At 66.1% G+C, this 18,579-nt stretch carries 20 protein-coding genes and 3 tRNA genes; 14 read left to right on the plus strand and 9 right to left on the minus strand.

What is annotated here, in order from left to right; translation table 11 throughout:
* Positions 1 to 51 precede the first annotated feature (51 nt).
* From PM1_RS26000 to phrB, 3 genes are read left to right on the plus strand one after another with little or no spacing between them, the layout of a single operon-like run.
* Positions 52 to 1,023 (plus strand): YbgA family protein, encoded by a 972-nt coding sequence (locus PM1_RS26000; protein WP_009617459.1) that lies wholly within the window; start codon positions 52 to 54, stop codon positions 1,021 to 1,023.
* Positions 1,013 to 1,963, plus strand: coding sequence for a MerR family transcriptional regulator (locus PM1_RS26005; protein WP_009617458.1), 951 nt, complete (start codon positions 1,013 to 1,015; stop codon positions 1,961 to 1,963). Before PM1_RS26000 ends, PM1_RS26005 begins: the two co-directional genes overlap by 11 nt.
* Positions 1,960 to 3,387, plus strand: a complete 1,428-nt coding sequence (phrB, locus tag PM1_RS26010; RefSeq protein WP_009617457.1) for a deoxyribodipyrimidine photo-lyase — start codon at positions 1,960 to 1,962, stop codon at positions 3,385 to 3,387. Before PM1_RS26005 ends, phrB begins: the two co-directional genes overlap by 4 nt.
* Positions 3,388 to 3,703: 316 nt before the next feature.
* Here phrB and PM1_RS26015 read toward each other — a convergent pair whose 3' ends face one another.
* From PM1_RS26015 to hemA, 6 genes are all read right to left on the minus strand, one after another.
* The gene (locus tag PM1_RS26015; RefSeq protein ID WP_009617456.1) at positions 3,704 to 4,228 is read right to left on the minus strand and encodes an acyloxyacyl hydrolase; all 525 of its coding nucleotides are present in this window, start codon (positions 4,226 to 4,228) and stop codon (positions 3,704 to 3,706) included.
* A 126-nt stretch (positions 4,229 to 4,354) separates the two neighbouring features.
* Positions 4,355 to 5,149 carry a glutamate racemase gene (gene murI / locus PM1_RS26020; RefSeq protein ID WP_009617455.1) on the minus strand — a complete coding sequence of 265 codons (795 nt, stop codon included), beginning with the start codon at positions 5,147 to 5,149 and terminating at the stop codon, positions 4,355 to 4,357.
* The gene (locus PM1_RS26025) at positions 5,142 to 5,942 is read right to left on the minus strand and encodes a molybdopterin-synthase adenylyltransferase MoeB (protein ID WP_009617453.1); all 801 of its coding nucleotides are present in this window, start codon (positions 5,940 to 5,942) and stop codon (positions 5,142 to 5,144) included. The genes murI and PM1_RS26025 overlap by 8 nt, the downstream gene beginning before the upstream one ends.
* Positions 5,936 to 6,766: a peptide chain release factor N(5)-glutamine methyltransferase gene (prmC, locus tag PM1_RS26030; protein WP_009617451.1), complete on the minus strand. Its 831-nt coding sequence runs from the start codon at positions 6,764 to 6,766 to the stop codon at positions 5,936 to 5,938. Before prmC ends, PM1_RS26025 begins: the two co-directional genes overlap by 7 nt.
* Positions 6,767 to 6,772: 6 nt before the next feature.
* Positions 6,773 to 7,855 carry a peptide chain release factor 1 gene (prfA, locus tag PM1_RS26035; RefSeq protein ID WP_009617449.1) on the minus strand — a complete coding sequence of 361 codons (1,083 nt, stop codon included), beginning with the start codon at positions 7,853 to 7,855 and terminating at the stop codon, positions 6,773 to 6,775.
* Positions 7,852 to 9,120, minus strand: a complete 1,269-nt coding sequence (gene hemA / locus PM1_RS26040; protein WP_009617447.1) for a glutamyl-tRNA reductase — start codon at positions 9,118 to 9,120, stop codon at positions 7,852 to 7,854. Before hemA ends, prfA begins: the two co-directional genes overlap by 4 nt.
* 189 nt (positions 9,121 to 9,309) lie before the next feature.
* On the opposite strand from hemA, the gene PM1_RS26045 reads away from it, so the two are divergent.
* The 9 genes from PM1_RS26045 (at position 9,310) to ychF (ending at position 16,247) form a co-directional block, all read left to right on the plus strand.
* Positions 9,310 to 11,031, plus strand: coding sequence for a tetratricopeptide repeat protein (locus PM1_RS26045; protein WP_009617445.1), 1,722 nt, complete (start codon positions 9,310 to 9,312; stop codon positions 11,029 to 11,031).
* An 8-nt stretch (positions 11,032 to 11,039) separates the two neighbouring features.
* Positions 11,040 to 11,663 carry a lipoprotein insertase outer membrane protein LolB gene (lolB, locus tag PM1_RS26050; RefSeq protein WP_009617438.1) on the plus strand — a complete coding sequence of 208 codons (624 nt, stop codon included), beginning with the start codon at positions 11,040 to 11,042 and terminating at the stop codon, positions 11,661 to 11,663.
* Between the two features lies 1 nt (position 11,664).
* Positions 11,665 to 12,513 (plus strand): 4-(cytidine 5'-diphospho)-2-C-methyl-D-erythritol kinase, encoded by an 849-nt coding sequence (ispE, locus tag PM1_RS26055; protein ID WP_009617437.1) that lies wholly within the window; start codon positions 11,665 to 11,667, stop codon positions 12,511 to 12,513.
* A gap of 32 nt (positions 12,514 to 12,545) precedes the next feature.
* Positions 12,546 to 12,620: transfer RNA gene (locus tag PM1_RS26060), tRNA-Gln, on the plus strand.
* Between the two features lie 58 nt (positions 12,621 to 12,678).
* Positions 12,679 to 12,753: transfer RNA gene (locus tag PM1_RS26065), tRNA-Gln, on the plus strand.
* An 84-nt stretch (positions 12,754 to 12,837) separates the two neighbouring features.
* Complete coding sequence (locus PM1_RS26070) at positions 12,838 to 13,779, plus strand: ribose-phosphate pyrophosphokinase (RefSeq protein ID WP_024128138.1); 942 nt, start codon at positions 12,838 to 12,840, stop codon at positions 13,777 to 13,779.
* 106 nt (positions 13,780 to 13,885) lie between these two features.
* Entirely contained in the window at positions 13,886 to 14,497 is a 612-nt protein-coding gene (locus PM1_RS26075; protein WP_009617434.1) for a 50S ribosomal protein L25/general stress protein Ctc, read from the plus strand.
* 40 nt (positions 14,498 to 14,537) lie between these two features.
* A complete protein-coding gene (gene pth / locus PM1_RS26080; protein ID WP_009617433.1) occupies positions 14,538 to 15,122 on the plus strand; it encodes an aminoacyl-tRNA hydrolase in 585 nt (194 codons plus the stop codon).
* Positions 15,123 to 15,146: 24 nt separating this feature from the next.
* On the plus strand, positions 15,147 to 16,247 hold the full coding sequence (gene ychF, locus PM1_RS26085) for a redox-regulated ATPase YchF (RefSeq protein WP_009617432.1): 1,101 nt from the start codon (positions 15,147 to 15,149) through the stop codon (positions 16,245 to 16,247).
* Positions 16,248 to 16,407: 160 nt separating this feature from the next.
* On the opposite strand, the gene PM1_RS31245 is transcribed toward ychF, so the two are convergent.
* Positions 16,408 to 16,539 carry a PA1414 family protein gene (locus PM1_RS31245; RefSeq protein ID WP_305775704.1) on the minus strand — a complete coding sequence of 44 codons (132 nt, stop codon included), beginning with the start codon at positions 16,537 to 16,539 and terminating at the stop codon, positions 16,408 to 16,410.
* Positions 16,540 to 16,722: 183 nt separating this feature from the next.
* On the opposite strand from PM1_RS31245, the gene PM1_RS26090 reads away from it, so the two are divergent.
* Positions 16,723 to 17,232 carry a DUF2165 family protein gene (locus PM1_RS26090; RefSeq protein ID WP_009617431.1) on the plus strand — a complete coding sequence of 170 codons (510 nt, stop codon included), beginning with the start codon at positions 16,723 to 16,725 and terminating at the stop codon, positions 17,230 to 17,232.
* 491 nt (positions 17,233 to 17,723) lie between these two features.
* A tRNA-Met gene (locus PM1_RS26095) sits at positions 17,724 to 17,800 on the plus strand.
* A gap of 81 nt (positions 17,801 to 17,881) precedes the next feature.
* Here PM1_RS26095 and PM1_RS26100 read toward each other — a convergent pair.
* Positions 17,882 to 18,301, minus strand: coding sequence for a type II toxin-antitoxin system VapC family toxin (locus PM1_RS26100; RefSeq protein ID WP_009617430.1), 420 nt, complete (start codon positions 18,299 to 18,301; stop codon positions 17,882 to 17,884).
* Positions 18,298 to 18,543, minus strand: a complete 246-nt coding sequence (locus PM1_RS26105) for a FitA-like ribbon-helix-helix domain-containing protein (protein ID WP_009617429.1) — start codon at positions 18,541 to 18,543, stop codon at positions 18,298 to 18,300. The genes PM1_RS26100 and PM1_RS26105 overlap by 4 nt, the downstream gene beginning before the upstream one ends.
* Between the last annotated feature and the right edge of the window lie 36 nt (positions 18,544 to 18,579).

The raw sequence follows: 18,579 nt of genomic DNA on the forward strand, positions 1-18,579 counted from the left end.
CTATGCTGAAAGCAGTTGTACACGCGAAGCCTATTTGTACAGGGTCAGACTATGCCCACCTCCCCTTCCCGGCCCAAGCTCGGCATCAGCGCCTGCCTGCTCGGCGCGAACGTCCGCTACAACGGCGGGCACAAGGCTTCGCGCCTGTGCCTGGAGGACCTCGCCCGGCACTTCGATTTCGTCCCGCTGTGCCCGGAAGTCGCCATCGGCCTGGGCGTGCCGCGCCCTACCCTGCGCCTGGTTGGCGAGGCCACGCAGCCACGCGCGGTGGCCAGTGCGGTAGATAGCCGCGATGCGACCCTGGACCACAGTGCGGCATTGCGTCGCTATGGCGCGGAGCAAGCCGGCCAGTTGAGTGAGCTGGGTGGCTTCATCTTCATGCAGAAGTCCCCTTCCTGCGGCCTGCACCGCGTCAAGCTCTACCCGGAGGATGGCCAGCCACCCATGGCCGGCGCCCGCGGCCTGTTCGCCGAAGCCTTCTGCGCCGCCCGCCCCGAGCTGCCGGTGGAAGAGGAAGGCCGCCTGCACGATCCCCGCCTGCGCGAGAACTTCGTCACCCGCGTCTACGCCCACCTCGACTGGCTCGCCCTGTGCCGCGAGGGGCTGACGCACAAGGCGATCCTCGACTTCCACTCGCGCCACAAGTACCAGTTGCTCGCCCACGCCCCGCGCCAGTACGCCGAACTGGGCCGGCTGCTGGCGGACATCGGCCGCTACCCGGCGGGGCAGTTCGGCCCGCTTTACTACCGGGCCTTCAGCCAGGCGCTGGGCCACTGCGCCAGCCGCGGCAGCCACAGCAACGTGCTGCAGCACCTGGCCGGCTACCTCAAGCGCGCGCTGGGGGCGGACGACCGCGCCGAACTGCAGCGGCTGATCGAACAGTACCGCCACGGCGAGGTACCGCTGGTGGTGCCTCTGGCGCTGCTCAAGCACCACTTCCGCCGCCACCCGCACCCGTACATCGCCCGCCAGGCGTACCTGCAACCCCACCCCGAGGCCCTGGGTCTACGCAATGCCATCTGAACCGAGCAACACCCTTCCCGACGATTATCGCCAGGCGCTGGCCGCCGGCTGGCTGCCGATCAGCGAAGTGGCGCGGCGCACCGGGGTGAACCCGGTGACGCTGCGCGCCTGGGAGCGCCGCTACGGGCTGGTCGTCCCCCAGCGCACCGCCAAGGGCCACCGCCTGTACTCCGCCGAGCAGCTGGAGCGGATCCGCCGCGTGCTCACCTGGCTGGAGCGCGGCGTGGCGGTGGGCAAGGTGCGCGACCTGCTCGACGAACCGCCACGGACGGCAGCCGATACCCACTCGCCCTGGGACGACCTGCGCCAGCAGGCGCTGAGCGCCATCGCCCGGCTCGACGAGCCACGCCTGGACGAGCTGTTCAACGGCGCGCTGTCGATCTACCCGGCGCAGACACTGTGCGAGCACCTGATGCTGCCATTGCAGCGCGACCTCCAGCTACGTTGGCAGGGCCAGTTCGGCAGCGGCCTGGAGCGCCTGCTCTACCACTCCTGGCTGCGCAGCAAGCTGGGCGGCCGCCTGTATCACTACAACCGCCAGCACCAGGGGCGGCCGCTGCTGCTGGTGAACCAGTCGGAACACCCGCGGGAAACCGGCCACTGGCTATGCGCCTGGCTGGCCAGTTCCGCCGGCTGCCCGGTGCAGGTGTTCGACGGCCCGCTGTCCTGCGCCGAAATCGCCCTGGTCGAGCAGCGCCTGAACCCACGCGCCCTGCTCCTCTATTCCGACCAGAGCCTGAGCCCGGCGCAGCTGTCGCGCCTGCTCGCCGGCTGCATCTGCCCCACCCTGCTGGTGGGCGCCAGCGTGGACATCCATGCCCAGGAGCTGGCCGAGCTGCAACGTGAAAGCCACCCGGGCCTGCACCTGGCGCAGGACCCGCTGCAAGCGCGCGCCACCCTGCACGCCCTGGGCCTGCTCAACAGCGGGGGTGGCGAATGAGGCGCCAGTTGCTCTGGCTGCGCAGCGACCTGCGCGTGCGCGACAACAGCGCCCTGGCCGCCGCCGCCCAGGCCGGCCCGGTGATCGCCTGCTACCTGCTCAGCCCCGGCCAGTGGCGCGCCCACGACGATTCGCCGAACAAGGTCGACTTCTGGCTGCGCAACCTGCAGGCGCTGCAACGCGACCTGGCGCGGCTGAACATTCCCCTGCTGCTGCGTGAAGCGGACACCTGGAGCCAGGCGCCGGAAGTGCTGCTGCAGCTGTGCCGTAGCCTGGGCATCGCCGCGGTACGGGTGAACGAGGAGTACGGCATCCACGAAAGCCGCCGCGACGAGGCGGTGAAACGGCGCCTGGCCGAGGCCGGCGTCGGCTTCCACAGCCACCTGGACCAGTTGCTGTTCGCCCCCGGCAGCCTGCTTACCCGCGGCGGCGGCTACTTCCAGGTCTTCAGCCAGTTCCGCAAGCTCTGCTACCAGCGCCTGGCCACTGCCCTGCCCAGTTGCCTGCCGGCGCCGCCAGCGCAGGCGCCGCTGGAGGTGAATAGTGCCCCCGTGCCACGGGAACTGCCCGGCTTCACGCCTAGCGCAACACTGGCGCGGGAGTTCTGGCCCGCCGGGGAAAAGGCCGCCGGCGAACGCCTGGACGGCTTCGCCGAGGATGGCCTGGCGCACTACCACGAAAGACGCGACCGCCCGGACCTCGACGGCACCAGCCAGCTCTCCGCCTACCTGGCCGCCGGCGTGCTCTCGCCGCGCCAGTGCCTGCACGCGGCGCTGGCGAACAACCGGGGCGAATTCGAGAGCGGCGGGCCGGGCCCCGTGGCCTGGATCAACGAGCTGCTCTGGCGCGAGTTCTACAAGCACATCCTGGTCGGCTTCCCGCAGGTCAGCCGCGGCCGCGCCTTCCGCGCGCCAACCGAGGCCCTGCCCTGGCGCCACGCGCCGGCGGAGCTGGAAGCCTGGCAGCAGGGCCGCACCGGCTTCCCGATCATCGACGCGGCGATGCGCCAGTTGCTGGCCACCGGCTGGATGCACAACCGCCTGCGCATGCTCACCGCCATGTTCCTCAGCAAGAACCTGCTGATCGACTGGCGCGAAGGCGAACGCTGGTTCATGCGCCACCTGGTGGACGGCGACCTGGCGGCGAACAACGGCGGCTGGCAATGGAGCGCCTCCACCGGCACCGACGCCGCGCCCTACTTCCGTCTGTTCAACCCGCTGGCGCAGTCGCGCCGCTTCGATCCCCACGGGCGTTTCCTGCGCCAGTGGCTACCGGAGCTGGCCGGCCTGGACAACGAAAGCCTGCACGAGCCATCGCGCCTGGGGCTGTTCGGCGCGCCCGGCTACCCGGCGCCGATGCTCGACCTGGCGGCGAGCCGCGAGCGGGTGCTGGAGGCCTTCCGCAATCTGCCGGGGGCTGCCTAGTCCGCCTACGTTGCAGGCGAACATGGCTTCTCGGGACCTGCAAGAGGGCCCTGCCCGCGATTTCGCGCGCAGGGCGCGCTCCTACATGGGAATGGCGCGGGTGGGGCGGCGTAGGAGATTCATCCGCGAATCGCGCCGGGGTGTGACAGGGTCCGGAAGAAACACCCCGTAGGATGGGTTGAGCGAAGTGATACCCATCGCCATGACCGCATGGGTTTCGCAAGCTCAACCCATCCTACGAAAAACCCTTTGGCGTAGTCGGCAAACAGGCATGAAAAAACCGGCCACCAGGGCCGGTTTTTCGTACAGCTAGAACTTACAGCGGATGGCTGTAGAACAGGCTGTAGGACTCGATGCCGTCGTTGGGCATCGCGAGCCCGGCATTCGAGTAGTGGATGGCGCGGATGCCCACCGACTGGCCGCCGGCGAACTTCAGGCCGAAGCCCAGGCGGTCTTCGAAGGCGAAGGCGCTGCCCAGGTCATGGTCGCCGACCTCGGAGCCGGTGAAGCCGGCGATGCCGATGCCGGCCTCGATGAAGGGCTTCACGCTGTCGCCGTTGAACTGGTAGACGAACACCGGCGCGACGGACAGCGAATAACGGGCGCCCGCGCGGTCGCCGGCCCCCCAGTAGGTGACGCCGGTGTCCCAGTAGCCGGTCAGGTGGCCGGTACTGCTTTCCCACCAGGTCTTGTCCCAGTCGAAACTCGCGCCCAGGCGCAGGGTCATGTCGCCCTGGCCGGTGGCGCCTGCCGCGGCGGTCAGATTCGCGGCCTGCGCTGCGCCGGCGGCACCCACCATCATGATTGCGGCCAAGGCGGCCAGCGAGAGTAGCTTCTTCATCGAAAGATCCTTATGGATAAGCTGAATGAAAAATCCCCGCGAATAGCTAATGATTATAAGGCGATTTGCCAGATATGGCCTGCGAAATGTCAGCGCATTGTTACGTATGCGCGGAAACTTCCTTGCTCAATCGGCAAAAAAACTGACCGATTCATCAAGGCCCCACAGCACCGGCAACACCCTCTCGAACATCTCGACCGCCCCGCTGGTGAAGAAGTGCGTTTTTTTTGCCGGCCCCCGCGCCTCCAGGCCACGGCTGGCCAGCGACGCCTGCAGGTGGCGGGCCACTGCGGCGCCGGTGTCGATCAGCGATACGCCGGGCGGCAGCATCCGGCCCAGCAGCGGGCGCAGGAAGGGGTAATGGGTGCAGCCGAGGATCAGGGTGTCGCAGCCTTCGGCCAGCAGCGGCGCGACGAAGCCCCGGAGCAGCTCGCGGGTCTGCGGCCCGTCCAGGTCGCCGGCCTCGATGCGCTCGACCAGCCCCGGGCAGGGCTGGGTGATCACCCGCACGTCGCTGGCGAAGCGGTCGAGCAGCGCGGCGAAGCGCGCGCTCTTCAAAGTGCCGGTGGTGGCCAGCACGCCGACCACGCCGCTGCGCGTTGCAGCGGCGGCCGGTTTCACCGCCGGCTCCATGGCCAGGATCGGCAGCTGTGGATAATGCTCGCGCAAGTCGGAGGCCGCCGCCGCGGTGGCGGTGTTGCAGGCCAGCACCAGGGCCTTGCAGTCGCGGGCGATGAGGAATTCGGCGATACGCCGGCAGCGCTCGCGGATGTATTCCGGGGTTTTCTCGCCGTAGGGCACGTGGCCGCAGTCGGCCAGGTACACCAGCGATTCGTCCGGCAGCCGCGCGCGGATCTCGCGCAGCACCGAAAGGCCGCCGACGCCGGAGTCGAAGACCCCTATCGGCCGCTCGTCAGCCATGCGCCACGCCGCAGACCGAGCACTGCGGGTCGCGCTTGACGCGCAGCTCGCGGAAGCGCGTGCCCAGGGCGTCCACCAGCAGCAGGCGGCCCACCAGCGGCTCGCCGAAGCCGGCCAGCAGCTTCAGCGCCTCCAGCGCCTGCAGGCTGCCGACCAGGCCCACCAGCGGCCCGGCCACGCCGGCTTCGCTGCAGGTCAGCTCGGCTTCGCTGCCGTGGCCGTAGAGGCAGTGGTAGCAGGGGCTGTCGTCGCGGCGCGGGTCGAATACCGAGAGCTGGCCTTCCAGGCGGATGGCCGCGCCGCTGACCAGCGGCTTGCCGGCGGCGACGCAGGCGGCGTTGACCGCCTCGCGGGTGGAGAAGTTGTCGCAGCAGTCCAGCACCAGGTCGACCTGGGCCAGCACCGCGGCCAGGGAATCCTCGTCCAGCGCCTGGCGGTGCGGCACCAGCTTCACCTGCGGGTTGATGGCGGCCAGGCGGGCCATGGCCGAGTCCACCTTGCTGCGCCCCACCTGGGTGCTGTCGTGCAGCACCTGGCGCTGCAGGTTGGTCACGTCGACGCTGTCGAAGTCGGCCAGGTGCAGCTCGCCGACGCCGGCCGCGGCCAGGTACAGCGCCACCGGCGAGCCCAGCCCGCCGAGGCCGACGATCAGCACGCGGGCCTGTTTCAGGCGCAGCTGGCCGTCGATGTCGATCTGCGGCAGGAGGATCTGCCGGCTGTAACGCAGCAGTTCTTCGTCGTTCAACTGTTCGTCGTTCAACTGTTCGTCGTTCAACTCTTGGTCGTTCAACATGGCAGGCGCCCCAGGCTGATGCGTTCGTGGCCGCCGAGGTCGCGGCGGCTTTCCACTTCGCTGAAACCGTTGCCCAGCAGCAGGTCGCGCACCGCCGCGGCCTGGTCGTAGCCGTGCTCCAGCAGCAGCCAGCCGCCCGGTTCGAGGAAGCGCGGGGCCTGGGCGACTATCAGGCGGATGTCGTCGAGGCCGTCGTGGCCGGCCACCAGCGCGCTCTTCGGCTCAAAGCGCACGTCGCCCTGCTGCAGGTGCGGGTCGCTGCCGGGGATGTACGGCGGGTTGCCGACGATCAGGGCGAAGCGCTCGCCTTCCAGGGCGGAGAACCAGTGGCTCTGGCGGAAGCCGACGTTGGCCAGGCGCAGGCGCTCGCGGTTGCGTTCGGCCAGGGCCACGGCCTCGGGAATGCGGTCGACGCCGCTAACCTGCCAGCTCAGGCGCTCGCAGGCCAGGGCCAGGGCGATGGCGCCGGTACCGGTGCCCAGGTCGAGCACCCGCGCCGGGCTGGCCGGCAGCAGTTGCAGGGCGGTTTCCACCAGCAGTTCGGTGTCCGGCCGCGGGATCAGGGTGTGCGGCGCCACTTCCAGGTCCAGGCTCCAGAAGCCCTGGCGGCCGAGGATGTATGCCACCGGCTCGCCGGCGCGGCGGCGCGCCAGCCAGCCTTCGAAGCGCTCACGCACCTCGCGGTCGACCACCCGCTCCGGCCAGGTGCGCAGGAAGCTGCGCGGCTTGCCCAGGGCGGCGGCCAGCAGCAGCTCGGCGTCCAGGCGCGCGCTGGGCGAATCCGGCAGTTGCGCTTCGGCGAGCAGAGTCATGATGGTGGCCATGGCGCCTCAATCCCCCAGGGCGGCCAACTGGTCGGCCTGGTATTCCTGCAGCAGCGGTTCGATCACCTGCTCCACTTCGCCCTCCATCACCTCGCCCAGGGAGTACAGGGTGAGGTTGATGCGGTGGTCGGTGACCCGCCCCTGGGGGAAATTGTAGGTGCGGATGCGCTCGGAGCGGTCGCCCGAGCCCACCAGCAGCTTGCGGGTGCTGGCGATGGCCTGCTGCGCCGCGGCCTGCTGCTGGTCGTTGAGCTTGGCCGCGAGCCAGGCCATGGCCTTGGCGCGGTTCTTGTGCTGCGAGCGCTCTTCCTGGCACTCGACCACGATGCCCGAGGGGATGTGGGTGATGCGCACGGCCGAGTCGGTCTTGTTCACGTGCTGGCCGCCGGCGCCGGAGGAGCGGTAGGTGTCCACCCGCAGGTCGGCCGGGTTGATCTCGATGGCCGCCTGCTCGTCGGGCTCCGGCAGCACCGCCACGGTGCAGGCGGAGGTGTGGATGCGGCCCTGGGATTCGGTAGCCGGCACGCGCTGCACGCGGTGCGCCCCGGACTCGAACTTGAGCTTGGCGTAGACGTTGTCGCCCTCGACGCGGGCGATCACCTCTTTATAGCCGCCGTGTTCGCCCTCGTTCTCCGAAAGGACCTCGACGCGCCAGCCCTGGCGCTCGGCATAGCGCGAATACATGCGGAACAGGTCGCCGGAGAAGATCGCCGCCTCGTCGCCGCCGGTGCCGGCGCGGATTTCCAGGAACACGTTGCGCCCGTCGTTCGGGTCCTTGGGCAGCAGCATGCGCTGCAGGGCGTCTTCCAGCTCGGCCAGGCACGCCTTGGCGCTGGCGACTTCTTCCTCGGCCATTTCGCGCAGGTCCGGGTCGCTGTCCTTGAGCAGCGCCTGGGCGCCCTCCAGGTCGGCCTGGGTCTTGCGGAAGTCGCGGAACGCCAGGATCACCGGCTCGACTTCGGCGAACTCGCGGGAATAGGCGCGGAACTTGGTCTGGTCGCTGATCACCTCGGCGTCGCCGAGCAGAGCGGTGAGCTCCTCGTAGCGGTCGCTGAGGGTGTCCAGCTTGGTCAACAGGGAGGCTTTCATCGCTTCTCAGGGCTCTCGTCGAGGGCGAACAGTTCCTGGGCCAGGGCCAGCGCATCGATGCGGCCCTCGGCGGAGAGTTTCTTCATCTGCACGCTGGGCGCGTGCAGCAGTTTGTTGGTCAGGCCGCGGGCCAGCTGGGCGAGGATGTCCGCCGGGTCGCCGCCGTTGGCCAGCAGGCGCTGGGCCTTCTGCAGTTCCTCGTCGCGCAGGCGTTCGGCCTGCTGGCGGTAGGCGCGCAGCACGTCCACCGCGGCCAGCTCGCGCAGGCGCTGCATGAATTCGTGGACGCCGTCGCCGACCAGCTCCTCGGCGGCCTGGGCGGCGCCCTGGCGGCTCTTGAGGTTCTCCGCCACCACTTCGTGGAGGTCGTCGACGCTATAGAGGTAGACGTCGTCCAACTCGCCGACTTCCGGCTCGATGTCGCGCGGCACGGCGATGTCGACCATGAACATCGGCTTGTGCCGGCGCTGCTTGAGCGCCCGCTCCACCGCGCCCTTGCCGAGGATCGGCAACTGGCTGGCGGTGGAACTGATGACGATGTCGCTGTGCGCCAGGTGCTCGGGCATGTCCGCCAGCAGGATCGCCTCGGCGCCCAGCTCCTGGGCCAGCAGGCTGGCGCGCTCGAGGGTGCGGTTGGCCACCACGATGCGCTTCACGCCCTGCTCGTGCAGGTGGCGGGCGACCAGGGTGATGGTCTCGCCGGCGCCGATCAGCAGCGCCTGGCTGCGGTGCAGGTCGCTGAAGATCTGCCGCGCCAGGCTGACCGCGGCGAAGGCCACCGACACCGGGTTCTCGCCGATGGCGGTGTCGGTGCGCACGGTCTTGGCGGTGCTGAAGGTGGCCTGGAACAGGCGGCCGAGCATCGGGCCTATGGTGCCGGCCTCGCGGGCCACGGCGTAGGCGGACTTCATCTGGCCGAGGATCTGCGGCTCGCCGAGCACCATGGAGTCCAGGCCGGCGGCCACGCGCATCATGTGGCGCACCGCGTCCTCGTCCTGGTGCACGTAGGCGCAGTTGCGCAGCTCGTCCAGGCTCAGGCGGTGGTAGTCGGCGAGCCAGGCCAGCACGTCCTCGGCTTCCGGATGCTCGATCTCCAGGTACAGCTCGCTGCGATTGCAGGTGGAGAGGATCGCCGCCTCGCGGCTGGCGGTCAGCCGGCAGAGCAGCTGCAGGGCCTCGACCATCTGCCCGGGGGTGAACGCCACGCGCTCGCGGACGGCCACGGAAGCTGTCTTGTGGTTGATGCCAAGGGCGATGAAGGCCATGCGGGATCGCTGAGGTAATTCGGGAAGCCCGCAATTGTCCTACGTCGACCGGTGGAGGACAACCACCGCAATACAAGCAGCCGATCTGTGCGTCTATGCTGGGTTTGGCAGTCCCCACCCCATGGGCTTGCCGAATGGCTTATGTCATGATGGGGCACAACCCGCCGTTCAGGTCCCTCTCTTTCGTCTATGAACAAATCCCTAGCGCTGCTGACCGCCCTGCTGCTGCTCGGTGGCTGCCAATCCATGCTGCACAAGGAACCGGCGCCGAAACCGGCCAAGGACAGTGCGGCCAGCGCGGAGAAGGGCCGCAAGTACGGCTCCTTCAGCGAGGACACCCTGTACTCCCTGCTGGTGGCGGAGATCGCCGGCCAGCGCAACCGCTTCGACATCGCCCTGGCCAACTACGTCGACCAGGCCAAGCAGACCCAGGACCCGGGCGTGGCCGAGCGCGCCTTCCGCATCGCCGAGTACCTGGGCGCCGACCAGGAAGCCCTGGACACCTCGCTGATCTGGGCCAAGGCCGCCCCCGGCGACCTCGACGCACAGCGCGCTGCCGCCCTGCAACTGGCGCGCACCGGCCAGTACGACGAATCCATGGTGTACATGGAGAAGGTCCTCAACGGCCAGGGCGACACCCATTTCGACTTCCTCGCCCTGTCCGCCGCGGAAACCGACGCGGACACCCGCGCCGGCCTGCTGCAGAGCTTCGACCGCCTGCTGAAGAAGTACCCCGACAACGGCCAGCTGCTGTTCGGCAAGGCCCTGCTGCTGCAGCAGGATGGCCGCCCACAGGAGGCCCTGAGCCTGCTGGAGAGCAAGCCGGCCAGCCGCCACGAGGTGGCGCCGATGCTGCTGCGCGCGCGCCTGCTGCAGAGCATGAAGCGCAGCGACGAGGCCCTGCCGCTGCTCAAGGCCGGCATCAAGGAACACCCGGACGACAAGCGCGTGCGCCTGGCCTACGCCCGCCTGCTGGTGGAGCAGAACCGCCTGGACGACGCCAAGGCCGAGTTCTCCGCCCTGGTGCAGCAGTTCCCCGACGACGACGACCTGCGCTTCTCCCTGGCCCTGGTGTGCCTGGAGGCCCAGGCCTGGAACGAGGCCAAGGTCTACCTGCAGGAACTGGTCGAGCGCGACAGCCACACCGACGCCGCGCACTTCAACCTCGGCCGCCTCGCCGAGGAGCAGAAGGACCCGGAAACCGCACTGAAGGAATACGCCCAGGTCGGCCCGGGCAACGACTTCCTCCCGGCGCAGCTGCGCCAGAGCGAAATCCTCATGGACTCCGGGCGCAGCGCCGAAGCCTCGCGGCGCCTCGCCGAGGCCCGCGAGCGCCAGCCCGACTACGCCATCCAGCTGTACCTGATCGAGGCCGAGGGCCTGTCCAACCGCAACCAGACCGACCGCGCCTGGCAGGTCATCGAACAGGGCACCAAGCAGTTCCCCGACGACCTCAACCTGCTCTACACCCGCTCCATGCTGGCGGAGAAGCGCGACGACCTGGTGCAGATGGAGAAGGACCTGCGCCTGATCATCCAGCGCGAGCCGGACAACGCCATGGCGCTCAACGCCCTGGGCTACACCCTGGCCGACCGCACCACGCGCTACGACGAGGCCCGCGAGCTGATCCAGAAGGCCCACCAGCTGAACCCGGACGACCCGGCCATCCTCGACAGCCTGGGCTGGGTCAACTACCGCCTGGGCAACCTCGACCAGGCCGAAACCTACCTGCGCCAGGCCCTGGAGAAGTTCCCCGACCACGAAGTGGCCGCCCACCTGGGTGAAGTGCTCTGGGCCCGCGGCAAGCAGCGCGAGGCCCGCGAAGTCTGGAGCACCGCCCTGCAGAACCAGCCCGACAGCCCGGTGCTGCGCGACACCCTGCTGCGCCTGACCGGGTCCAAGACCCCCTGAGATTCCCCATGCGTCTGATTCACGTCCTTGGCGCCGCCGCCCTGCTCCTGCTCAGCGGCTGCGCCGGCTTCACCACCCAGGAAGCCCTGCAAGGCCAGGGCAACGCCAACAGCTGGAAGACCCACAAGGAACGCGTCGCCGCCCTCGACGGCTGGCAGATCGACGGCAAGGTCGGCATTCGCGCGCCCCGGGACTCCGGCAGCGGCACCCTGTTCTGGCTGCAACGCCAGGGCTACTACGACATCCGCCTGTCCGGCCCGCTGGGCCGCGGCGCGGCGCGCCTGACCGGGCGCGAAGGCGCGGTGACCCTCGAAGTCGCCGGGCAGGGCCGCTACCAGGCCGAGTCCCCCGAGGCCCTGCTGGAACAGCAGATGGGCTGGCGCCTGCCGGTGTCCCACCTGCTCTGGTGGATCCGCGGCCTGCCGGCCCCGGACAGCAAGAGCCGCCTGACCCTCGACAGCGACAGCCGCCTGGCGCGCCTGGAGCAGGACGGCTGGGACGTGGAATACAGCAGCTACGCCCAGCAGGACGGCTACTGGCTGCCCGAGCGCCTGAAGCTGCACGGCGAAAACCTCGACGTCACCCTGGTGATCAAGAGCTGGCAGCCGCGCCTGCTCGGCCAGGCCCGCTGACATGCGCGAACGCCTGACCCTGCCGGCCCCGGCCAAGCTCAACCTGTTCCTGCACATCCTCGGGCGCCGCGCCGACGGCTACCATGAGTTGCAGACGCTGTTCCAGTTCCTCGACCACGCCGACGAACTGCACTTCGCCCCCCGCGAGGACGGGCAGATCCGCCTGCACACCGAGATCCCCGGCGTGCCCCACGACAGCAACCTGATCGTCCGCGCCGCGCGCCAACTGCAGGAACAATCCGGCTGCCGATTGGGCGCCGACATCTGGCTGGACAAGCACCTGCCCATGGGCGGCGGCATCGGCGGCGGCAGCTCGGACGCGGCCACCACCCTGGTCGGCCTCAACCACCTCTGGCAACTGGGCTGGGACGAAGACCGCCTGGCGGCCCTGGGCCTGGGCCTGGGCGCCGACGTGCCGGTGTTCGTGCGCGGCCGCGCGGCCTTCGCCGAAGGGGTGGGCGAGAAGCTCACGCCGGTCGAACTGGAGGAGCCCTGGTTCCTCGTCGCCGTGCCGCAAGTCTTTGTCAGCACAGCAGAAGTTTTCTCCGATCCCGAGTTGACACGGGATACCGCGCCCATTAAAGTTCGCAGCCTTCTCGGGGTGGACGGTCGAAACGACTGTCAGACGGTCGTCGAGAAACGTTACCCAGCTGTACGTAACGCGCTGATGTTGTTGAACAAATTCACATCGGCCAGACTGACCGGAACCGGAGCTTGTGTGTTTGGGAGCTTCCCAAACCAGGGCGATGCTGATAAAGTTCGCCGCCAACTTCCGGCCACTCTGCCAAGCTTCGTCGCACGGGGTCGCAACATCTCCCTGTTGCATCGCAAGCTTCAAGAGCTGACCTGAGAAGGGATGCAGAGCATTCGGTTGTACGATACAGGGGCGTCGCCAAGCGGTAAGGCAGCAGGTTTTGATCCTGCCATGCGTTGGTTCGAATCCAGCCGCCCCTGCCATTAACCCCACGGGGGTTTGCGTACGACGGTAACCGAAGCGCTGCACAGCAAAATTCATAGGGGCGTCGCCAAGCGGTAAGGCAGCAGGTTTTGATCCTGCCATGCGTTGGTTCGAATCCAGCCGCCCCTGCCATATACAAAAAAGCTGTTCAAAAGCCACGGCCTTTGAACAGCTTTTTGGTTCATCAGGCCCACCCTCAGCCGGCAGGTACTGCGCGTGTCCAAGATGATGGTCTTCACGGGGAACGCCAACCCCGACCTGGCACGCCGAGTCGTGCGTCAACTGCACATTCCCCTCGGTGATGTTTCCGTCGGCAAGTTCTCCGATGGCGAAATCAGTGTCGAAATCAACGAGAACGTCCGCGGCAAGGACGTCTTCCTGATCCAGCCGACCTGCGCTCCGACCAACGACAACCTGATGGAACTGGTGGTGATGGCCGATGCCTTCCGCCGCTCCTCGGCCACTCGTATCACCGCGGTCATCCCCTACTTCGGCTATGCCCGCCAGGATCGCCGCCCGCGCTCCGCCCGCGTGGCCATCAGCGCGAAGGTCGTCGCCGACATGCTGACCGTGGTGGGCGTCAACCGCGTCCTCACCGTCGACCTGCACGCCGACCAGATCCAGGGCTTCTTCGATATCCCCGTCGACAACATCTACGGCTCGCCCGTACTGGTCGACGACATCGAGGACCAGCGCTTCGAGAACCTGATGATCGTCTCCCCGGACATCGGTGGCGTGGTGCGCGCTCGCGCCGTCGCCAAGTCCCTGGGCGTCGACCTGGCCATCATCGACAAGCGTCGTCCGAAGGCCAACCAGTCCGAAGTCATGCACATCATCGGTGATGTCGAAGGCCGTACCTGCGTACTGGTCGACGACATGGTCGATACCGCCGGTACCCTCGGCCACGCCGCCAAGGCTCTGAAAGAGCACGGCGCCGCCAAGGTCATCGCCTACTGCACCCACCCGGTGCTGTCGGGCCGTGCCATCGAGAACATCGAGGGTTCCGTACTGGACGAGCTGGTGGTGACCAACACCATCCCGCTGTCCGCCGCTGCCCAGGCCTGTGGCCGCATCCGCCAGCTGGACATCGCGCCGGTCGTGGCCGAAGCCATGCGCCGGATCAGCAACGAAGAATCGATCAGCGCCATGTTCCGCTGAGGAACAGGGCCTGACGAAAGCGCCCCGCCACGGCGGGGCAATTGAAGATTCGCCCGAACGCTGGTCGCAAGCGCTCGGGCGATCTTTTCATTGTGGAGATAGAGTAATGGTTGACTTTGTTCTGAATGCCCAAGCGCGTTCCGACCTGGGGAAAGGTGCGAGCCGCCGCCTGCGTCGTAACGCCGGCCTGGTTCCCGCGGTCATCTACGGTGGCGAGAAAGCTCCGGTTTCCGTGACCCTGGAACTGCGTGAAATCGCCAAACTGCTGGAAAACGAGGCTGCCTTCAGCCACGTCATCGCCCTGAACGTCGATGGCGCCAAGGAAACCGTGCTGATCAAGGCCCTGCAGCGCCACCCGGCCAAAGGCTTCGTCATGCACGCCGACTTCCTGCGCGTCGTCGCCGACCACAAGCTGACCGCTCACGTTCCGCTGCACTTCCTCAACGAGGAAACCGCAGTTGGCGTCAAGCAAGGCGGCGGTGAAGTTTCCCACGTCATTTCCGAAGTCGAAGTTTCCTGCCTGCCGAAAGACCTGCCGGAATTCATCGAAGTCGACCTGGCGAAAGTCGAAGTCGGTCAGATCGTTCACCTGTCCGACCTCAAGCTGCCGAAAGGCGTGGAACTGGTTCAACTGGCCCATGGCAACGACCTGGCCGTGGCCAACATCCACGCTTCCCGCGTAGTCAAGGAAGAAGGCGAGGAAGGCGCGGCCGAGTAATCGCTCGCTAGCCTCCCGCCTCAAGGAAAGGGCCCCCGTCGTGACCGCCGTGCAACTGATCGTTGGCCTGGGCAACCCAGGCCCGGAATACGAACAGACCCGGCATAACGCGGGGGCCCTTTTCGTCGAGCGCCTGGCCGACCGCGAACGCGTCAGCCTGAGCCCCGACAAGAAATATTTCGGCCTGGTCGGCAAGTTCAGCCACCAGGGCCGCGACGTTCGTCTGCTCATCCCCACCACCTACATGAACCGCAGCGGCCAGGCCGTGGCGGCGCTCGCCGGGTTCTTCCGCATCCCGGTCGAAGCCATCCTGGTGGCCCACGACGAACTCGACATGCCCCCCGGCACCGCCAAGCTCAAGAAGGGCGGCGGCCATGGCGGGCACAACGGGCTGCGCGACATCATCGCCCAGCTCGGCAACCAGAACGGCTTCCATCGCCTGCGGCTTGGCATCGGCCATCCGGGGCACAGCAGCCTGGTCTCCGGCTTCGTCCTCGGCCGCGCCCCGCGCAGCGAGCAGGAGCTGCTGGACGCCAGCATCGATTCCGCCCTCGGCGTGCTGCCGGAAATGCTCGCAGGCGACTGGACCCGCGCGATGCAGAAGCTGCACAGCCCGAAGGCCTGACCCGTCTCGCCAGAGGTACACCACATGGGCTTCAACTGCGGCATCGTCGGCTTGCCCAACGTCGGCAAATCCACCCTGTTCAACGCCCTGACCAAATCGGGTATCGCGGCGGAGAACTTCCCCTTCTGCACCATCGAGCCGAACAGCGGCATCGTGCCCATGCCCGACGCGCGCCTCGACGCCCTGGCCGCGATCGTCAAGCCCGAGCGGGTGATCCCCACCACCATGGAGTTCGTCGACATCGCCGGCCTGGTGGCGGGCGCCTCCAAGGGCGAGGGCCTGGGCAACAAGTTCCTCGCCAACATCCGCGAGACCGACGCCATCGCCCACGTGGTGCGCTGCTTCGAGGACGACAACGTCATCCACGTCAGCAACAGCGTCGACCCCAAGCGCGACATCGAGATCATCGACCTCGAACTGATCTTCGCCGACCTCGACAGCTGCGAAAAGCAACTGCAGAAGGTCGCCCGCAACGCCAAGGGCGGCGACAAGGAAGCCATCGCGCAGAAGGCCCTGCTGGAAAAGCTCATCGCCCACTTCACCGCCGGCAAGCCCGCGCGCAGCCTGGTCAAGGACATGGCTGACGAAGAGAAGCGCCTGGTGCGCGGCTTCCACCTGCTGACCAGCAAGCCGGTGATGTACATCGCCAACGTCGCCGAAGAAGGCTTCGAGAACAACCCGCACCTGGACGCCGTGCGCGCCATCGCCGAAGAAGAAGGCGCGGTCGTGGTGCCGGTGTGCAACAAGATCGAAGCGGAAATCGCCGAACTGGACGACGACGAGGAGAAGCAGATGTTCCTCGAGTCCATGGGCATGGAAGAGCCGGGCCTGAACCGCGTGATCCGCGCCGGCTACGAACTGCTCAACCTGCAGACCTACTTCACCGCCGGGGTGAAGGAAGTCCGCGCCTGGACCGTGCGCATCGGCGCCACCGCCCCGCAGGCCGCCGCGGTGATCCACACCGACTTCGAAAAAGGCTTCATCCGCGCCGAAGTCATCTCCTACGACGACTTCATCCAGTACAAGGGCGAAGCCGGCGCCAAGGAAGCCGGCAAATGGCGCCTGGAAGGCAAGGACTACATCGTCAAGGACGGCGACGTGATGCACTTCCGCTTCAACGTCTAAATCGAAATATAGATTTCAGTAGGCGTTGATGAACACGAAACCCCTTGATGCCAGCGGTATCAAGGGGTTTTTCATGTCTACCAAAATCTACGAGTGCGCGTTGCGATCCACACCATAGCCGGGAACGGAGCAGGGTGACGATGGTGAGGGGAGAGAACCCTCACCGACGACGACGACGGGCAGCTAGTTTGCGCCGGTATTCGTCCGTCTCGATCCGGATGGGTTGCAGTCGCGGCGCTTGGATCAGTCCCAAGACGATGCCGAGTTTCCAGGTGAAAGTGTGGTGGTTCAATTTCCTTGGACACCTCGACCGCAAGACATTCCCCCCCCTCTATGCCTTAATGCTGTGCATCCGGTTTATAGGGATTAATCCAGAAAAACCCCGCGCAACATCAAGAAAAATATCGCATGAATTAAGTAGTACGCCTCTTAGTCTTCGTAGTCTGATCAACAGCTATCATGTAGGACTCGAAACATGTTCGTCATACGGATATCCAAGACTCTCTGCGTGCTCGCCATAGCGTTCTTTGCCAGCTTGGCCGCATTCGGGAATATCACCGACTACGCAACCAACTTTGCGTTTATCAAGCATATTTTCCTAATGGACGCAATTCCACCGGGAAGTTCGATCATATACCGCTCCATATCTTCAGAGTGGATATACTATGCAGGCTATGACCTGATCATTGCCCTGGAAAGCATCACTGCATTGCTTTGTGGTATTGGAGGCGTCCGCATGGCCCTGGCGGCTCGCAAAGACCATAAGAGCTTCTCACGCGCAAAACTCTGGGGCGTTGCGGGCTTGACCCTGGGCTTCCTGACCTGGCACATGGCTTTCATGTCCATCGGCGGCGAATGGTTCGGCATGTGGATGGCCGGTGAGTGGAACGGGGTACCTAGTGCTTTCCGCTTCCTCACCAGCATTCTGCTAGTCCTAATCTATATCAGTATACCGAACGACACCGCCCCATATACCATGGACTAGGATTGGCAAGAATAGTCTGTCCCGGAACTGGTAGACAGGTAGTTAAGAACTACGGCTCGTACTTCGCCGCTCAAACTTCCTCGGACTGAGATAGCCCAGCGTCGAACTGAGATAAGCCACCCGTTCGCTGGATGATATACATCCTCATGCACCGAAGCACAGGGGAACGAGGTAGACGGTTTTAGCAACCAGAGCGTTTATCGTAGCCTGCGACGCCTTGGACGCGGCCGATACCCGGGTATGGAAAAATATAAATAAAACCACAGTCCATAAATCGTCAGCCTATACAGCACGACTTTCAACCTAACGTCTAAGCCGCCGGCAGCGCCCCAGGGCGCCCGCCAGCAAGCCGAAAAGGCCCCGCGCATCCCGCGGGGCCTTTTTCGTTCCCGCCCTACCACTCGTCCCGCTAAACGCTTGAAAGAACAGAAAAATATCTAACCAAAGGGGGTTGACAGCCCCCTAAAAGATCCGGAAAATGCGCGCCACTCGGCTACATAGCTCAGTCGGTTAGAGCGCAGCATTCATAATGCTGATGTCCCAGGTTCAAGTCCCGGTGTAGCCACCATTATTTTCAAGGGGTTAGCGAAAGCTAACCCCTTTTCTTTTGCCTGTGGTGACTACGAAGTGACTACAGCGTGCCTACCGCCTAGCCCTTCCAGGGATCAATCAGCGGAACACCGAAGCTTTCGAAGTGCCGGACATTCCGCGTGGCGATCTGCGCGCCATTCAACCTGGCAATCGCGGCAATCTGCCCATCCGCCATATCGGCAATCTTGCCTCGCGCTTCGCTCGCAGCAACCAGTTCGGCATAGTGCACCGCTGCATCGGTATCGAACGGCAGGATGTTGCCGGAGAAGTCTTCCTCGAACATTGCGAGGGCCAGGTCATGGAGGGCCTGCTTACGCTTCCCATCGGGCATCCTGGCTATGCCGTAGAGAATTTCTGCCACAGTGATCGCACAGATGTGCAAGTCATCCACAGACCGGGCATCGAGCCAGGCCAGCACTGCCGGATCCGGCTTGGGCCTCATCAATTCCGAAAGCACATTGGTGTCGAGCAGAATCATTCGTCAAAGTCCGCAGCCCGAGCCTTGGTCTTGCGCGCCGGTAGCTCGATTTCAGCGCCACCCACGGAAGCAAAGCGAGCATGGATTCGGCTACCCAGCCCTCCCCGCTTCTCCCCCTTGGAGAGCGCCTGAGCGAGGATGATCCGCACTTCCTCCTCCATCGAGCGACCGTGGCTGGCGGCAACCACGCGAAGCTTGGCTTTGAGATCTTCATCCAGGTTTCTAATAGTGATGCTGGCCATAATAGCCTCCGACGCAATCAATGAAATCATTGATAG

Origin of the sequence: Pseudomonas sp. M1, assembly GCF_022760135.1 — a bacterium.
Taxonomy (GTDB): Bacteria; Pseudomonadota; Gammaproteobacteria; order Pseudomonadales; family Pseudomonadaceae; genus Pseudomonas; species Pseudomonas citronellolis.

Bases quoted from the DNA above. Each gene is read 5' to 3' on its own strand.
- murI (WP_009617455.1), bottom strand. From the start codon at position 5,149: ATGGCTGACGAGCGGCCGATAGGGGTCTTCGACTCCGGCGTCGGCGGC.
- PM1_RS26100 (WP_009617430.1), bottom strand. From the start codon at position 18,301: ATGATTCTGCTCGACACCAATGTGCTTTCGGAATTGATGAGGCCCAAG.
- PM1_RS26015 (WP_009617456.1), bottom strand. From the start codon at position 4,228: ATGAAGAAGCTACTCTCGCTGGCCGCCTTGGCCGCAATCATGATGGTG.
- PM1_RS26075 (WP_009617434.1), top strand. From the start codon at position 13,886: ATGGTTGACTTTGTTCTGAATGCCCAAGCGCGTTCCGACCTGGGGAAA.
- phrB (WP_009617457.1), top strand. From the start codon at position 1,960: ATGAGGCGCCAGTTGCTCTGGCTGCGCAGCGACCTGCGCGTGCGCGAC.
- PM1_RS26000 (WP_009617459.1), top strand. From the start codon at position 52: ATGCCCACCTCCCCTTCCCGGCCCAAGCTCGGCATCAGCGCCTGCCTG.
- ispE (WP_009617437.1), top strand. From the start codon at position 11,665: ATGCGCGAACGCCTGACCCTGCCGGCCCCGGCCAAGCTCAACCTGTTC.
- lolB (WP_009617438.1), top strand. From the start codon at position 11,040: ATGCGTCTGATTCACGTCCTTGGCGCCGCCGCCCTGCTCCTGCTCAGC.
- prmC (WP_009617451.1), bottom strand. From the start codon at position 6,766: ATGGCCACCATCATGACTCTGCTCGCCGAAGCGCAACTGCCGGATTCG.
- hemA (WP_009617447.1), bottom strand. From the start codon at position 9,120: ATGGCCTTCATCGCCCTTGGCATCAACCACAAGACAGCTTCCGTGGCC.
- PM1_RS26005 (WP_009617458.1), top strand. From the start codon at position 1,013: ATGCCATCTGAACCGAGCAACACCCTTCCCGACGATTATCGCCAGGCG.
- ychF (WP_009617432.1), top strand. From the start codon at position 15,147: ATGGGCTTCAACTGCGGCATCGTCGGCTTGCCCAACGTCGGCAAATCC.
- PM1_RS26090 (WP_009617431.1), top strand. From the start codon at position 16,723: ATGTTCGTCATACGGATATCCAAGACTCTCTGCGTGCTCGCCATAGCG.
- PM1_RS26045 (WP_009617445.1), top strand. From the start codon at position 9,310: ATGAACAAATCCCTAGCGCTGCTGACCGCCCTGCTGCTGCTCGGTGGC.
- PM1_RS26105 (WP_009617429.1), bottom strand. From the start codon at position 18,543: ATGGCCAGCATCACTATTAGAAACCTGGATGAAGATCTCAAAGCCAAG.
- prfA (WP_009617449.1), bottom strand. From the start codon at position 7,855: ATGAAAGCCTCCCTGTTGACCAAGCTGGACACCCTCAGCGACCGCTAC.
- PM1_RS26025 (WP_009617453.1), bottom strand. From the start codon at position 5,942: ATGTTGAACGACCAAGAGTTGAACGACGAACAGTTGAACGACGAACAG.